This window comes from Gracilimonas tropica DSM 19535 (genome assembly GCF_000375425.1).
Classification (GTDB): Bacteria; Bacteroidota; Rhodothermia; order Balneolales; family Balneolaceae; genus Gracilimonas; species Gracilimonas tropica.
Genome location: NZ_AQXG01000001.1, coordinates 676814 through 693571, shown reverse-complemented (window position 1 = coordinate 693571; position 16758 = coordinate 676814). Strand labels below are relative to the sequence as shown.

The 16758-nt window shown below is 43.3% G+C and carries 12 protein-coding genes; all 12 read right to left on the bottom strand.

The window, feature by feature from the left end; all coding sequences use genetic code 11:
* Positions 1-84: 84 nt before the first annotated feature.
* The 12 genes from rho to B151_RS17810 all read right to left on the bottom strand — a co-directional run bounded on the left by rho (position 85) and on the right by B151_RS17810 (position 16694).
* On the bottom strand, positions 85-1635 hold the full coding sequence (rho, locus tag B151_RS0103100) for a transcription termination factor Rho (RefSeq protein ID WP_020402137.1): 1551 nt from the start codon (positions 1633-1635) through the stop codon (positions 85-87).
* 118 nt (positions 1636-1753) lie between these two features.
* On the bottom strand, positions 1754-3007 hold the full coding sequence (locus tag B151_RS0103095; RefSeq protein ID WP_020402136.1) for a bifunctional folylpolyglutamate synthase/dihydrofolate synthase: 1254 nt from the start codon (positions 3005-3007) through the stop codon (positions 1754-1756).
* On the bottom strand, positions 3004-3858 hold the full coding sequence (locus B151_RS0103090; protein ID WP_020402135.1) for an aminotransferase class IV: 855 nt from the start codon (positions 3856-3858) through the stop codon (positions 3004-3006). Before B151_RS0103090 ends, B151_RS0103095 begins: the two co-directional genes overlap by 4 nt.
* Entirely contained in the window at positions 3855-4379 is a 525-nt protein-coding gene (locus tag B151_RS0103085) for a TlpA family protein disulfide reductase (protein ID WP_020402134.1), read from the bottom strand. Before B151_RS0103085 ends, B151_RS0103090 begins: the two co-directional genes overlap by 4 nt.
* Before the next feature lie 30 nt (positions 4380-4409).
* Positions 4410-6194: a glycoside hydrolase family 13 protein gene (locus B151_RS0103080; RefSeq protein ID WP_020402133.1), complete on the bottom strand. Its 1785-nt coding sequence runs from the start codon at positions 6192-6194 to the stop codon at positions 4410-4412.
* A gap of 1 nt (position 6195) precedes the next feature.
* The gene (locus B151_RS0103075) at positions 6196-6615 is read right to left on the bottom strand and encodes a type II toxin-antitoxin system VapC family toxin (RefSeq protein ID WP_020402132.1); all 420 of its coding nucleotides are present in this window, start codon (positions 6613-6615) and stop codon (positions 6196-6198) included.
* The gene (locus B151_RS0103070) at positions 6593-6931 is read right to left on the bottom strand and encodes a hypothetical protein (protein WP_157470655.1); all 339 of its coding nucleotides are present in this window, start codon (positions 6929-6931) and stop codon (positions 6593-6595) included. The genes B151_RS0103075 and B151_RS0103070 overlap by 23 nt, the downstream gene beginning before the upstream one ends.
* A 118-nt stretch (positions 6932-7049) precedes the next feature.
* A complete protein-coding gene (locus tag B151_RS0103065) occupies positions 7050-8594 on the bottom strand; it encodes an MFS transporter (RefSeq protein WP_020402130.1) in 1545 nt (514 codons plus the stop codon).
* Positions 8595-8632: 38 nt separating this feature from the next.
* Positions 8633-10000, bottom strand: a complete 1368-nt coding sequence (locus tag B151_RS0103060; protein WP_020402129.1) for an alpha-amylase family glycosyl hydrolase — start codon at positions 9998-10000, stop codon at positions 8633-8635.
* Positions 10001-10320: 320 nt separating this feature from the next.
* Complete coding sequence (locus tag B151_RS17820) at positions 10321-12690, bottom strand: alpha-amylase family glycosyl hydrolase (protein WP_211207808.1); 2370 nt, start codon at positions 12688-12690, stop codon at positions 10321-10323.
* 81 nt (positions 12691-12771) lie between these two features.
* Positions 12772-15666, bottom strand: a complete 2895-nt coding sequence (locus B151_RS17815) for an alpha-amylase family glycosyl hydrolase (RefSeq protein ID WP_020402127.1) — start codon at positions 15664-15666, stop codon at positions 12772-12774.
* Between the two features lie 11 nt (positions 15667-15677).
* On the bottom strand, positions 15678-16694 hold the full coding sequence (locus B151_RS17810) for a LacI family DNA-binding transcriptional regulator (RefSeq protein WP_020402126.1): 1017 nt from the start codon (positions 16692-16694) through the stop codon (positions 15678-15680).
* Positions 16695-16758: the final 64 nt, after the last annotated feature.

The window sequence follows — 16758 nt, the reverse complement described above, 5'->3', positions numbered from 1 at the left end:
CGGACTTATAACCATCACTCCATAAAGAATAAAACGGAACACTGTTCACTGCTAACTGCTAACTGTTACCTGATCACTGACAAACTATTTGTTCATCGAGATCAGGAAATCTTCGTTATTCTTCGTGCCTTTGATCTTATCCAGCAAGAAATCCATGGCTTCATACGGATTCATATTGGTCAGATAACGGCGGAGCAGTACAACTTTTTCCCGTTCTGCATCAGAAACCAACAGTTCCTCGCGGCGGGTTCCGCTTCTAAAGATATCAATGGCAGGATACAGGCGACGATCAGACAAGCGGCGATCGAGATAGATCTCCATGTTACCCGTTCCCTTGAATTCCTCGAAGATCACATCATCCATGCGCGAGCCGGTATCGATCAAGGCTGTGGCAAGGATGGTCAAGGAGCCACCATTTTCGATATTACGAGCCGAACTGAAGAGCTGTCGGGGCGCTTTGAGGGCTTCCGAGTCAATACCACCCGTCATGGTTCGGCCTTTGTTGGAAGCCGTGACGTTGTACGCTCTGGACAACCGGGTGATGGAATCCATCAGCATAACCACATCGTGTCCACTTTCCACCAATCGTTTGGCTTTTTCGAAGACGATCTCAGCCAAGCCAATATGATTTTCAGGCTTTTCATCAAAGGTGGAGGCTACCACTTCCGCATTTTTAACCGTGCGTTCCATTTCGGTAACCTCTTCAGGCCGCTCATCGATCAGTACGATCAAAATCTTTGTATCCGGATGATTTGCAGATATGGCATTGGCCAAATTTCGTAGGATGGTGGTCTTACCGGTCTTGGGTTGCGCCACAATCAAACCACGCTGTCCTTTCCCAACGGGCGCAAACAGGTCGATCATTCGTGTTGAATATTCTTTAGGATCAAATTCCAGCCGGTATCGCTGATCCGGGTGAATGGGAAGCAGGTCTTCGAAATCCTGCCGATTGTCCATATCATGAGGTATGCGCCCATTAACCCCTTCTATACGAAGCAATGCAAAATATCGCTCCCCTACTTTCGGCGGACGGATCACCCCAATAACCACGTCTCCTTGCTTTAAACGAAAACGTTTAATCTGCGATGGAGATACATAAATATCATCCGGACTCGCTTTATAATTATAATTCACAGATCTCAGGAAGCCGTAACCGTCAGGCAGAATCTCAAGCGTGCCTTCATTGAACAGGTAAGGTCCAAGATCCGGCTCTAATTCTTTAATACGTTCTTCCAGCGTCGGCGCATTCGATTCGGGAAGTTTATTATGCTCGTGTCCCTTTTGCTTTTTACTGTGCGGACGTTTTTTGTTCTTTTTCTTGTTGTCATCCTCTTTCTGATCCTTCTTCTTGTAGGAAACAATATGGCTCTGGCTTCCATAGCTTTTCATTTCCTCTTCCTTTTGTGTAGAATCATCATTAGAAGATTCTTCCTTCTCAGAAGATTTTTCTTGCTTATCAAAAAGGGTTTTTTTAGAAGCTTTAGCCTGGATCTCTTCGACCAACTGAGCTTTTCGAACTCCTGTAACTCTCTTTATACCAATTGATTTTGCGATCTTCTGTAATTCGTGAAGCTTTTTACCTTCCAAGGCTTCAAGGTCCCCGGCCGTAATACCGGCAGTTTCTTTATCTGACATAAAATGTAGCTGTTGTGAATATGATTCTTACTGAATATTTGGGGTGAACATCAAGCCGCAAGTGTAGCAGCAATAAAGGATATTCTATCAGGTAAGGATTGAATGAGCAGTGATAATATTATGATACGTCTGTCGTCCACCGCTTTGCGATGGGATAAAAGTAAAAACTTCCCATAAAAATTACTAACGCTGTCTTTAATTCCTTTAAAATAATTTTCGAGTTCTGTTCATCTAATTGAAGAACATCCATTTCCTTTTGAATTTCCCGGTAGCTTTTTGCCCGTTCTCCTTGCTGTTCTACAAAGTAAGCCTGCTTATAACCACTGAAATATTCTTTCATCTGTGGGTTCCATTTATCTTTCAAAGCCGAGAATATGAGTGTCCATTCCTCTTTTGGAGCGATCTCTTCCAGTGCTTCTACAGATGATCTCAGTGCTTGCTCGTTGTGTGAACCGCTGAAATACCAATCAAGTTCAGTATGTAAGCGTTCAAATCTTGCGGGCGCTCCGGGAAATAACTCAACAGCCTTTTTGAAAACCGAATGACTGACAGGAAATTTTTCAACAAGAATTTCAATGGTCAAATATACCATTGCTACATTCCACTTATTAACACTTTCCTTGAAGTGGGTATTCAGGTTCATTTTACCTGATCTCAAGCTGATATTGCCCTGATCCCATTTTGGATCCAAATGCTTTGCTTCATACAAAGGGGCGTTCATTTTTCTTGCAGCTTCACTAATTTCTTTTCGAACACTCCCGGTGATATCGCCGATCACAACCGGCTTATTCCTTTTGATGATCCCGGCTTTTTCCCGCGCGATCTTCTCCTTCGTATCTCCCAATATATCCTGATGATCCAACCCAATACTGGTCATAACTGCAACTTCGGAGCTTATGATATTAGTTGAATCCAAACGTCCCCCTAGTCCGGTCTCAATTACTGCAATATCAACTTTTTGATCGGCGAAATACCAAAATGCGAGAGCTGTACTTATCTCAAAATACGTGAGTTTTATTTTTTCGAAGAACGGTTCTGAAACCTGAAAAAATCTTAGGATTTCGGAATCGGGGATTTCTTGCCGGCATACCCTTACCCTTTCGTTATAGCGAATCAGATGGGGTGAAGTAAACAATCCTGTTTTATACCCTGCCTCTGCATACACCTGCTCCAACAAGTAACTGGTTGTGCCTTTTCCGTTGGTTCCTGCTACATGGATAGTTGGATATTCATCCTGTGGGTTGCCTAATAATTCACAAAAAGCATTGATCTTATCCAGTGAAAAATTAGAGGCAGAGGCTCCGGACTTTTGAAACATGGGAATCTCATTCAAGAAATCCCAAACGTCGGTTATTTTCTTGAAACGGCTCATGGCTTCAGATTTTCTTTCTTGTACTTATCAAACTCTTCTTTGAGCTGATCAACAAGTTTGTGTCCGATATGGAATCCGGTGTCATCTATTGATTGAGTCTCACGGATCTCTGAAATTGAATTAGTGGTGAAAACCGCCTCTGCGTCATGGAGTTTATCTAAAGTAAAAGCTCCCTCAACTACACTGACTCCTATTCTTTTGCAAATATCCAGGACGATGGAGCGAGTCACCCCGCGCAATAGATCGCATTCAACAGAGGGGGTAAAAATGCTCCAGTCCTTGACCCAAAAAATATTGGAGATGGTGGTTTCGCTGACATTCCCCCCCAAAGTTAACATAATCGCATCGTCAGCATTCTTTGACTTTGCCTCCTGTGCCGCTTTGATGTAATTAAGTCCGTTGCTAAGCTTGAAGCGTCGACTTAGCGAAGCTTCAGGTATACAGCGGGTGTTCGCAACAGTGAGTTTTTGAGGAGTAGCATCCGAAACGATCTCAGAGGCTTGCATCATCCAGCCGGCGTTCCTTGTTGTGGGAGCATAGCCCCGGCCACCATCTCTCCAACACTGAATGCGAACCATGGCTTCTTTATTCTTCAGATCGTGAAGGTTCAGCAATTCCAACACCTGATCTTTAAGTGCTTTTGAATCAAACGGCCTGTTGATATCCAGGTAATCCAGGCCTTCTTGTAACCGCTGAAAATGCTGATCCCATTTCAAAAATCCGCCCGGGTAACTTTTTAAAGTCTCAAAGCAGCCGTCGCCATACATCATTCCCCGATTAAAGGGATTTACGGCTGCTTTATCAGCGCGGATCAGTTTACCATTCAAAACTATGTGGGAGGTAATTTTCATTCAAAGAATACGGCTAAAGAATCATTACCAATTCCTTTCTCATACCCGATATTTGAAGTGAGAACCTCTGAGTTCTCATCAAAAAGAATATAACTTGGAAAGCCCGGTACTTTTAAATGATTATACAAATGTACACCGTCAGTATATATGAAATGTGGATATTTCTTGACCTCATTCAGCGATTCCTCGGCATCTTTAACCAGAGCCGCAATCACCGTCAAAGAATCCTGCCCGGCATGCAGCAACTCGATCTCATCGAGCATTGAAACTGATTTTTCAGACCAACTTGCCCAAAATACAAGAAGCGATTTTTGTCCATTGAAATCCCTTATTCGAATTGTTGAATCTGTACCTACCACTTTCAGTGGCATAATGGCCAAAGAATCAGAAGCCACGATATTCTCCCGAAACTGGCGGATCTGCTTGTTGTTAAAGCTGAATGAAGAAACTACAATGATGCCCATGGTTAAGATACCCACAGCGATCATGAAAGGCACAAATTGCTCTTGTTTAAGACGCATAGAATTTTTTGTCGAAAGATAGAGAAGATTCTACTTCAAAATGAGGGCTGAAACGGGATTTATTATGACTTCGGAAGTTGAAAACCTATCCCCTGTCAATTGATCTTGAAGCTCACTTTTCTTCACCCATTCGGTCATATCCATTTCAAGAGGTTCTTCTGCCCTATTCAAGATCACGATGACTTCTTCTCCATCAAATATTCGTTTAAATACTACCCATTTTTCACCTGGATCATGACCTGCTATTTCCGCAGTCCCTTTTTCCAAGGTGGGTTCATTATTTCTAAGTTCAGCTAATGACCGATAGTATTGATATAGCTCTGCATCAAAATTGTTTTCATCGGCGGGGCATTTTTCGCCGAAAGGATGGTGTGTTTCCGGTTCGTATTGTAGATCTTCCCAAACCATCGGTTTTCGGTCATCAGGATCATCGGCACCCCACATACCGGCTTCGGTTCCGTAATAGATCATAGGCGCCCCCTGCCACGTAAATTGAAATGCTGCCACCAATCGCTGGATTTGACGCTCTGCCGCATTGGGTTTTCTCACCTTAAATCCATCTCTTGGGTGACTTTCCCCCTCATATTCAATTCCGGGGTTTACGGTGAATGAAGCCAATCTCGCCGTATCGTGACTGTCCATCAGGTTCTGAAGCACATGCCCGGCTCCTTCAGGATAATCTTGCTGAACTTGTTTCAGACGACGAACAAACTCATCGGTATCAATTTTATCATCAATAAGGAAATCTTTGGCAGCGTATGCAAAGCGATAGTTCATCACCGAGGTGAACAGTTCTCCATTTATGAACTCCCTGGCTTTATCTGTCCAGATCTCAGCCACAGTAATGGCCTCAGGATTGACATCACGAACCAAAGCATGCCATTCCTTCCAGAATTCTTTGCCCACTTCTTCAGCTACATCCAGTCGCCAGCCATCCACTCCATCCGAAGGATCGCCGTCTCCATTGGGATCCATCCAACGTTTTGTGACTGCAAAAATGTGCTCACGAACCGGTTTCATGAGGTTCTCATTTCGCTCCTGAAATACCGGGAGGCCTTTAAAGCCCCACCAGCCTTCGTAATCAAATTCATTGGTATCGGGGGTAGCGGGATTGTCATAATCATTCACGATATACCAATTTTTGTATGGTGAATTTTCCTGATTCTTTACCAAGTCCTGAAATGCCCAGAATTCGGTTCCGGTATGATTCCAAACGCCATCAATCACCACTTTCAAATCACGTGCATGGACTTCTTCGATCAGTTTCAAAAACAGCGAATCGGCGGAAGTCCACTGCCAGGTTTCAGGATTTCCGGGATCTTCTGCTTCAAATTGATTCACGTCCCCAACCGGATCGGGCCCAAAATTCCGATCTATGTGGTGATAAAAGGAAGCATCGTACTTGTGCAAAGATTGAGCATCAAAAACGGGATTAAAATAAATCGCTCCCACTCCTAATTCTTTCAGATAATCCAATTTATCGATCACACCCTGAAGGTCGCCTCCATATCTGCGCTCATATATAGCGCCATAAAAATCATCGCTGGCTTTTACTTCCCATGCATCCCGCTGGTACCAATCCTGCGTCCATGATGTAGGCTGCCAGCCCTCCGGTCCGCGTGCTCTTTTTCTGTCAGGTTGATTAGTAGGATCGCCATCCCGAAACCGCTCCGGAAAGATCTGGTACCACACAATTCCTTCAGCCCATTCAGAGGCTTCATAATTTTCTTGTGGTTCAACTGCGTCTTGGGGTGAACAGGAAATCAAACCAATACATAGAAGAAGCAACAAAGAAATTGAGAATATGTTTTTCATATCAGGACTTATAAGGTGAGATAAGATCGATCGCGTTTCCCCGGGAATCCCTGTAGACCAGAAAATCGGAATCGGTTGTAAAGATTGGAGCTTGTTCATTGTTATACAAAGTCACTAAACTGACATCTGCCAAGGAAGTATTTTGATCATGATATTTATTCATAAGATCAAGAACTTCTGTAGGATCCTTTGTAATGGCAGATTGAATTTCCAGGATATTGTTCTCCATCATTCCTGCAATTGCAGCAACGGCCCTGGGTGAATTTTGTGAAACAAACAGGGTTTCCGTAAGAACAGCTTCACATGTTATGAATCTAAATGTATGATCACTTAGTACCTTTTTTACCCAAGGGTGAAATTGATCTCGTTTATGAAAAAGAGCAACCAAGGGCCCGGTATCAAGATAAACTGTCTTTTCCAAGGTCTTCTAAATACTTAGGATTGCTTGAGAGATCAGCCGGTCCTTCATCTATAATTCCGACATATTTTTCTAACTTTTCTAATGTTGAACCGGGTTTTACTTCAACCTCATATTCTATCATTTCTTCATTCACAAGGCTCATGATAAAGTCTTTTTGGGATACCCCTTTCTTTTTAGCAAGCATTTTGATCTTGGCTTTTTCTTCGGGAGTGAGCTTCATCCCAAACCATACAATGTCTTTTTTACTCTTGTCTTTCTTACCCATTGCTCTAAAATTATTTATTGTTGCAACGAATTTAATAATTTGTTGCAACATTTTCCATTTCGAATTTTCTTTGCTGAAAAGTGATAGCAAGCATTCAAAAGAAACCCATCTGACGGACAACCCGTCTGATGGATCTGTTCAGTACATTTGAGAGCCTTAATGCTAACGGTCAGACTTGTTTAACATCGGCATCCACATCATCCACAAAGTACATGGTGGCTGCAGCAATGATCATCACAATTCCACCTAAAACCAAGGCATACACGGCTTCTCCCTCAAAAAAGGATCGGGTTACATAACCCAAAATGGTAGCGGCAATAAGTTGGGGCAGTACGATAAAGAAATTGAAGATTCCCATATATAATCCCATCTTTTCAGCAGGAATAGAGCCGGCTAATATCGCATAAGGCATGGCTAATATGGAAGCCCAGGCAATTCCCACCCCTATCATTGAAATGATCAGCATTCCGGGATCAGAGAAAAAGTAAATGGAGATCAGGCCTAATCCGCCAAGAATAAGAGAGATGGCATGAACCCATTTTCGACTGAGCAATTTGGCCATAGGAGCAAGACCAAATGCTACAATTGCAGCTACCCCATTGTACACTCCAAACATCACTCCAACCCAATCAGCGCCTTGGTTATAGAGTGCTGACGTAGTATCACTTGTTCCATAAATATGTGCGGTAACACCGGCCGTGGTGTAAATCCACATGGCAAACAAAGCAAACCAGGAAAAGAATTGCACCAAGGCAAGCTGCTTCATGGTTTTGGGCATGTGAATAAAATCGTGCATTACAACCACTAAGCCCTGACCGGTTTTACCTGCCTTCTGGAGGATTCCGGCCATGGCCATTACCAGACCTACTACTGTTAAGCCCCCGGTAGCAACATAAACTTCTTTATCTAAACCGTATTCGTAAGTTAACCAGGTGGTAACGGCTCCAATGATGGCAAATACAACGCCTAAGGTAACCTTCTTTTGTCCATCACCGGCTTCAATTGGAACTTCACGAAGTGCATTCTCATCGGTAATTTCTTCTTTTTCGGTTTCCTCAAATTTTTTGAGCTGCTCCGGTGAGTATTCTTTGGATTTGAATACCGTCCAAACCACAGCGCTAATAAAAGCAATGGCGCCAAGGTAAAACGACCAGCGTACGGAAGGCGGTATAATACCCTCAGGAGCAGTATTGGCAACGCCAAACCAATTGGTTAAGATCCAGGGAAGTGCGGATGCTACCACGGCTCCGGTTCCAATAAAGAAACTCTGCATTGCAAAACCTTTGGTTCTTTGTTCGGAAGGAAGCATGTCTCCCACAAAAGCCCTAAACGGCTCCATAGAAATATTGATAGAGGCATCCATAATCCAGAGCATACCTGCTGCAATCCAAAGCACCGGTGAATTTGGCATAATAACCAAGGCCACTGATGCTGCGATAGCACCGAATAAGAAATACGGCCGACGTCTTCCCAATCGCGTCCAGGTGCGGTCACTGAAGTAACCTATAATGGGTTGAACCACGAGACCAGTCAAAGGCGCTGCGATCCATAAAATGGGGATATCGTCAACATTCGCACCCAGCGTTTCAAAGATCCGGCTCACGTTTGCGTTTTGAAGTGCAAAGCCAAACTGGATGCCGAGAAATCCAAAACTCATGTTCCAGATCTCCCAAAAGCTGAGTTTGGGACGTTTGTTTAAAAGTTGGTCAGACATAAGCCGGAAATTTTAAATTAATAATTAGATAAAGAATTTTATTTAACGAAAATAACCCACTGGTTTGGGCCAAAACTAATTTCTTCAGAAGTAACCATTAAGCTGTTTGAATTGTATGTGGTATAAGATTCATCCACTCCTACTTCGTCCAGAGAGGTGGTTGTTCTTTCATCCGAAAAATTAAGAACCACCACTACTTCACTTTCATCTTTCTCACGCTTATAAGCCAATACTCCTTCTGAACTTTCCGGAACTTGAATGAATTCAAGATCTCCACCGAAGTCGCCATTCCATAATGCAGGGTTATCACGCTTTAAGCCCACAAGGGTCGTATAAAATTCCTGATATTTATAGTCTTTCCATTCAATTGGATCACGTTCGAAGAATTCGAGCTGCTTATCTAAGCCAGACTCTTGCCCGTTATAAATCAATGGCATTCCGGCTATAGTGGCTGAAAGCACGGCAAAGTTTTCGAAGTTATCTCCATACATACCCGGATCGGTTCCATTCCAGGAATTCTCGTCATGATTTGTAGTGAAGTACATTCGATAAGATGTTTGGGGAAAATTAGCTTCCGTTTCCTGCATCAAGCTGTCTAGATCAGCAAACGTTTGATTCCCGTCTGCAATTTCTCGAATAGTATGGGCATATTGCCAGGCATAATTCATTTGAAAAGCTTCGATCAGTAACTCAGGTTCCCCATCCTCTGCTAACATAAAAACAGGCTTTATGCTGTCCAGAGAATCTTTAGCTTCCACCCAGAAATCAGTTGGTACCATACCAGCAACATCGGCGCGATAACCATCAATGTTAAAATCTCTAACCCAGTATTCTAACGCTTCGATCATAGCGGCTCTCATTTCTTCGTTCTCATAATCAAGCTGAATTACATCGGTCCAGTCGGTACCATGTGGTGGGGTGAAATTACCTTCTTCATCCAACTCGTACCACTCCGGATTTTGTGTCCAAGGATTGTCCCATGCGGTATGATTTGCCACCCAATCAATGATCACCTTAAATCCCAGTTGATGAGCTTCATCCACAAAGCGCAGGAAATCGGCTTTGTTGCCAAACTCAGGATTAACCTCTGTGTAATTTTGCACGGAATAATAGCTTCCCAAAGGACCTTTCCGATTTTTCTCTCCAATGGGATGAATAGGCATCAGCCACAGTATCCGAACGCCCATTTCCCGAATTCTGGGAAGGTCTTCCCTAACCGCATCAAATGTACCTTCTTCTGAATATTGCCGGACATTGATCTCGTAAATGCTTGAGTTTTTACTCCACTCTAATTGTTCAACTTTACTTTCGGGAGCGGTAGTTTCCACTTCCGGGGCCGCACAAGAAGACAGCATCAGTGCAGACACAGTTATAAAGGCAAGAAACAGGTTTTTAAATCGATTCATGAGTATTTCTGTAGTGATTGTTGATAAATTTTTTAAAAATTTACAGAACCTGCGAGCATCCTCAAGACCTCTCAGCGTTCGGTTAAATTTGGTCGTCGTATTTCACGCAACGCTCGCAGGACCTGTCGGCCGCTGCGAGGTTGCTGGAGTCTTAAGCGTCGTTCAACATTTTACATCCCCAAGATTTTCCTTGGCTAAATTCAAAAGTTATTATCATCATTTGGATATTTACGACTCATGAATTTATGTTCGGGAATTCTTCCTTTGAAGGGAGACGGTTGGTGCCTTCCGGCGACCAACCAGAGGGATGTGAGTCACGCTCACAAGGTCAAAATTTCAAATTTATTGGATGGAAGGGTCACGTATAATCTTCCATTTTCTACTCTGAAGACATTGCCAAAATGAGCTTTCAGGTTTTGGTAATCGAATTCGTCTCGTAACTCCATCTCAATTTCTTCGGTTTGAGCCGATTTGTTGAATACTACAATGGCCTGATCTTCAAAATAAGCACGGGAATAGGCCAGGGTATTTTCTGTAGTGATTTGAAATCGAAAATCTCCATATAAAAGCGGCATTTTACTTTTTCGGAGCTCGGTTAATTTCTTATAGATATTTCGGTTCTGAATTTCATTGGCTGTGAGCTCAGATTCCTCAAATTCCATCCAGCGGCGATTGTCGGGATCATTAGCTCCGGGCTGACCGTATTCATCGCCCTGGTACGTAACCGGAATTCCCGGGATGGTTTGATTGAAGGCGTGAAACATGCTCAGCCGGTCGTAAGCAAATGCTTGCGGGTCTTCGATTTCGCGAGTCCAGCCGGCTAGTTTACCGTCTTCATCCCAGGCCACTTCACCGCTTGTAAGGGTAATAAATCTTGTCTTGTCGTGATTCCCGGAGATATAGCCCATTAAATTATGGTAGCCGTAATAGTTGAAGCTTTCCTGCAACTGCGTCTGTAATCCTTCAAACGAATTACCCTGACCAAATGTATTCAAGCCGGCATCATATAGGCTAAAATCAAATTGTGAGTCGAGCATACCGGAGTTAATGTAACTGGCAATAAGCTCACGACTGCCGTAGGTTTCCCCGATCTGAAATACGCGCTTACCCGTTGGAATAGTCACCGAATCTTTGATTTTTCGAGTTAAAGTCCTCCAAAATTCGAGTTGTATATGCTTGGTGGCGTCATGGCGAAATCCATCCAGGTCAAATTCCTTCACCCAGTACAGAGCCGAGTCCGTCATGGTCTCAATCACTTCTTCTTTGGAAAAATCCAGCGTTGGCATGAAAGTATCAAACCAGGTGGTGAGGCGCTGTTCATCCCATAACTCGGTATTTAAAGTTCCATCCGGCAAATATAAATCGGTGGCCCAATCCGGATGATTTTGATATACCGGGTGCAATTCATGCACATGATTGGCAACATAATCCAGGATCACATTCATATTGTTTTGATGAGCAACATCCAACAGCTCCCTAAACTCATCTTCCGTACCAAAGCGGTAATCTACTTTTGATGATGAAATGGGCCAATAACCGTGATAACCTGAGAATTTGGTTGTCACTCCGCCTTTATCCCATAGGCCATATGCTCCCTCCGGATTTTGAGTGATCGGAGAAAGCCAAAGAGTGTTCACTCCTATTTCATCAAAATAACCATCCTGAATTTTTTGAGTGATACCGGCAAAGTCGCCTCCGTAATAATTAGCTTTGGGATGAATGTCAGGATCATCCACTTTCTTCGTATTGGCCGGATTTCCATCTTTGAACCGATCGATCAGTACGAAATACATATTCCAGCCTTCATAATCGTGGCGGGTTAGTTGTTCGGTGTTATTTATGATCTGTCCATTATTTAACGGGATGAGAACATCATTCGACCATTTGCCATTATCCCCAAAAGTCCAGGCACGGATATGCGAGCGCCCCATATGAGATGCATTAGCGGGTAACTCAAAGCTGACAAAGTCATCCTGGAAGCGGGTTTCAAGACGGTAATTTTCCCAAAATACGATCGTGTTTTCGGGGAAATCTGTTTTCAGATATACCGAAGGTCCGGAGTGATCATAAGTAGCTAAAGAAGGTTTTTTGGCTTCAACATCTCCAACGGTTAGCAGGGAATTGGTACCCCCCATTCCATTTGAGACCGTATTTGGGTTTGCAGGATCCGGCATTTCTTTACCATCCACAACCAACACATATTGATACACCCCTTCATTCACTAACATAGAAAATTCCCAACGGTCACCAGTCTTCTCAAACACAGCCGCATTGGGATTCCAGTTATTCATCTCCCCCTTCATCTTAACAGAATTCACCCTTCCTGATTCCGGTTCATAAGTCAATGTGATCTCTTGCTTGGCGGATTTCTTGAGCAGAAAATCATAAGCAAAACCGTCTGCCCAAACTTTCATGACATCCAAAGGAGCGTTCATGGATCCACTCAGGGTAATAGAACTTTTATCAGAAGAAAGCGTGGCTTGAAGTCCTTCCGGGGCTGCAACAGAATCGATGAGTGAGTGAGCTATAAAATAATCGGCTGTAACGATCTCCGTTTCCCCATACTCCAAATTGATGGGGGTAGCCAACCCAATGATCTGCGACTCCTCCGGAGCTTCGATGGTTGAAGAGCAACCTGCAAGAACTAAAATCAGCAGGGTATAGATGAATTTATAAGACTTATTTAACACGTATTTAATTTTAAATTTTGAATTCTTCCCGAATTCTCGGGATGAATTAATTTCTGATTCAAAATTCATCCTTTCAATTTTCTACTTAATAAGCATCATTTTTTGAGTAAAAACCTTCCCTCCCGCTTGCAGCCGATAGATATACATTCCACTGCTGAGATTGGAGGCATCAAAATTCACCTGATAACTTCCGGCTGACTTCCGCCCATCAACCAAAGTAGCCACTTCCCGGCCCAGCATATCAAACACTTTGAGGCTTACATCACTGTTCCCAGCAAGTTGGTAACTGATTACTGTATTCGGGTTGAAGGGATTTGGGTAGTTTTGCATCAACCGATAATTGGTTGGCATTTCATTATCAACTTGCTCGATAGAGGTAAACAGGTCGTCTTCAGTCGGTGTTTCAAACTGTCTGGTAGTGAAGATCTTGAACTCACCGGGACTTAAAGTCAAAGGGTAAGAGCTATTATCTGTCACATTTACGGATCCGCCGCTGAAGTAATCATACCAATTTCCGGAAGAAGGAAACGGTGCGGTCAGGCTTGCTTCGGTTACACCAAAATTACCAACCACTAAAACATCACTGTCTTCATGCTGAAGGGTAAAATATTTGATATCCCCACTCAGATTACTGAAATCATAGGTATAGGATTTTGTGAAAGCCGGACTACTTCTCCGAAGGTTGATCAGGTAACTCCAAACTTTATATAGATTTTTTCGCGCTTCATCTCCGTAATAATTCCAGCGAATTGGTTTTTGTCCGGTCCGGCTTGGGTCGGAGGCTAAACAGTCTCCATTACTGCCGTCACCCGGTTTCAGACATTCTTTGGGTCCGCCTCCATAGCCTAATTCACCGAACTGCCAGATCATTTTTGGTCCGGGCAACAGGAAGAAAAATGCGCCCGCAAGTTTCTGCCGGTTTAGTGCCGTTCCCAACTCCGTAATATCATAGTCCCCTGCAGAATTACCATATTTAAGATTCTTGAACATGAGCCACTGCTCATCGTGACTTTCCATATACCCTACCAACCGCCGATGACTGAATGAAGTTCTTGACTCTGAAAGCACTCCATATAAATTGGACTTACCATTTTCATTATATCCCATGGTAGCTTCGTTGTAAGGATCATTCATCTTACCCCAAAGCATGATGCCTTTTCCTTCCTGAACGCGATAGTTGGCCCATTGAGCTTCTTCCTGTTCGGTTCCAAGGTGTTCGAAGATCACATAAAAATCAGGATCAGCAGCCCATTGGTAATCGGCATACTGCTTCAGGACCTCGATTCGGTCGGTTTGAGGATTATTGGTACAAGTCTGACTTCCCCCGGCACAATTCTGTGTAAATCCTTTCGTAAGATCCCACCTAAACCCATCAATCTTGTACTCATTGATCCAGTGCTCGATCATGCGCTTGGTATAGTAGCGTGTGCCGGAATAAGAATGATCAAAATCATTAAATACATTGTAAGCGTGCCGGGCTTCTGAGTTGAAGTAGTAATTATCATCGTTTCCATAAAGCTGGTAGAATGGATTTGAACCCGTGGCATGATTCATAACTACGTCCAGGATCACCGCAATACCCCGACTGTGAGCCTCGTCTACAAAGCGTTTAAAAGAGTGAGGATCTCCATAGAACTTGTCTAAAGCCAGATGAAAACTTGGGTTGTATCCCCAGCTGAGATTGCCGTCAAATTCACTGACCGGCATCAGTTCAATCGCGTTTATACCCAAATTCTCTAAGTAATCAAGGGTATCCGTAAGGGTTTGGAAGTTTCGTGCTTCAACAAAATCCCGTAAAAGCAGTTCATAAATGACAAGCTCATCTTTCGATGGTTTTTGGAAATCAGTGATCTCCCACTGGTATTCTTCATTGCCGGGCCGGATCAAACTCACAAAACCGTTGGTTTTGCCTTCCGGATATGCTTTCAAACCCGGAAACGTTTCTTCAGAGATATACTGATCGTTATTCGGATCAAGTACTAAATCAGAATAAGGATCTGCGACTCTAAGTTCTCCCTCCACAAGATACTGAAATGCATATTCTTCACCGGGGGTAAGATTATCAAGAGTGATCCAGTGCCATACACTGTCGGCTTTCAGAGAGTCTTTTTTTAGCAAGTACTCTTCACTTGGCAGCCAGTCATTAAAATCACCGATCAGAAACACATAATCCTTGCCGGGTGCAAAGAGTGAAAAGCTTACGGAAGCGCTGTTGTTTTGATTATAGGTAATACCATCTTTTAAACCGTCAGGACGTTGTTCTTTTACTGGTTTTACCTCCGGCAGGTATACAAAAGAGGCGGAATCGGCTCTGGTTTCCCCGGCCTCCGTTACCACTTCAAATTTAAGGGTATTCAATCCTACAGAAAGATCGATCTGAGAAAGGTCGGTTATATGGAAAAGTTGCCTGTCAGCATCAAAGAAAGAATCAAGGGTACCTGCTACAGTCCCATTCACGTAGAATTGAGATGATTGGGTATCCACCGGATCTTCATTGGTTGAAGCGATGGTAGCCCAGATCTCTCCATCGGTTCCCACAATTTCACCTGAAGAAGGCTGCATTTGAAAAATAAGTGGATGGGTTACCTCCAGAAAAGAGTCGTTATTTTGCCCAATGGCAATGGGATTTAAAGGATCGGTAAACCATTGCCATTCACTTCCGCTGGCATCATATTGTTCATGAAACTTGTAGGCATATCCTGATGCTCCGTTACTGGAGGCTTCTCCTCCACCTACTTCAAGGGAGATGGTTTTATACCAGAACCCATATTGCTGATCTTTTTCCATCAAAGAAACATTGTCGATAGCGATACGGCCACTGTTGTTACTGCCCCAATTATTGAACTCGCCTGGAACGTATGCCCTTTGGGCTTCAGGATTGGCATAATACCTGAACGTAACCTCTATACTTTGAGCATAAAGATCTGTCAGAGTTAAGGAAAAGACGAACAGTACAAAAAACTTCAGGAACTTCATGCTATGAGATGTTAGGATAGAATATCAGCTTTTCCATTTACCTTGGTTGAGGTTCGAATGGTAAGCTCAGGTGAATAAATGGTTTGAGAGATGGCCTTATCTTTGTTGTTCATCCGGTCGATAAGGTTTTGGGTTGCAAAGAAGCCCATGTCGCGCATAGGCTGACGGATAGTAGACAACCCCATATATTCCGCAAGTTCAATATCATCATAACCGATGATGGGAATCTTCTTTCCGGCATCCTCCATGGCTTTGAGAGCACCTACCGCCTGAATATCGGATGCACAAAAACAAGCCTCGGGCATCGGTTCCATAGACAATATTTTCATCATCGCTTCATAACCGGCTCTTTCCGTAAACCCATCACGGTTCATGGAATCACCGGTAACAACCAATTGACTGTCATAGGGAAGGTCAAATTCTTCAAGGGCCTTTTTATATCCTATCAGCCGATCTCTTATAGGCTTGGACGTTTCCAATGCCGACAACATGGCCACTCTTTTGTAGCCTTTTTTAAAGAAGTACTTAGCTGCGCGGTAAGCACCCTGAGCATTATCAACACTCACAGAATCAAATCCCTGATAATGTTCATCAACCAGGGTTATGGGCACTTTATATTTTTGCAGCTTCTTCCAGTTTTCTTCCTCCAGGTGTATTGAGATAAACAGATACCCTTCTGCCCAACGGCGTTTAAGAACATGCTCCACCTGTTCCTGAACATCTTTATTGGGAGATATATTGAAGATGCTCAGTTCATAGTTCAGTTCACTCAATTTATCCTGAATGCCACTTAACACTTCCATGAAGAAGTAATTGGAGATCACCGGAACCACTACCATCACCGTGTTATTTTTACGGCTTGCAAGTCCTTGAGCAAATGCCTGCGGGTGATATCCCATTTCATCGGCAACGGCTAATACTTTCTTTTTAGCCTTGTCTGATACATTGGCACTGTTGTTGAAAACACGTGAAACAGTGGCAATGCTCACCCCGGCTTTTTTTGCGATATCGTATATAGTTGCTGGCACTTTTCTGAGTGAATTTTATTTGAATAAAACGCAGGTACCGGTCAAAGTACCTGCGAAAGACTTA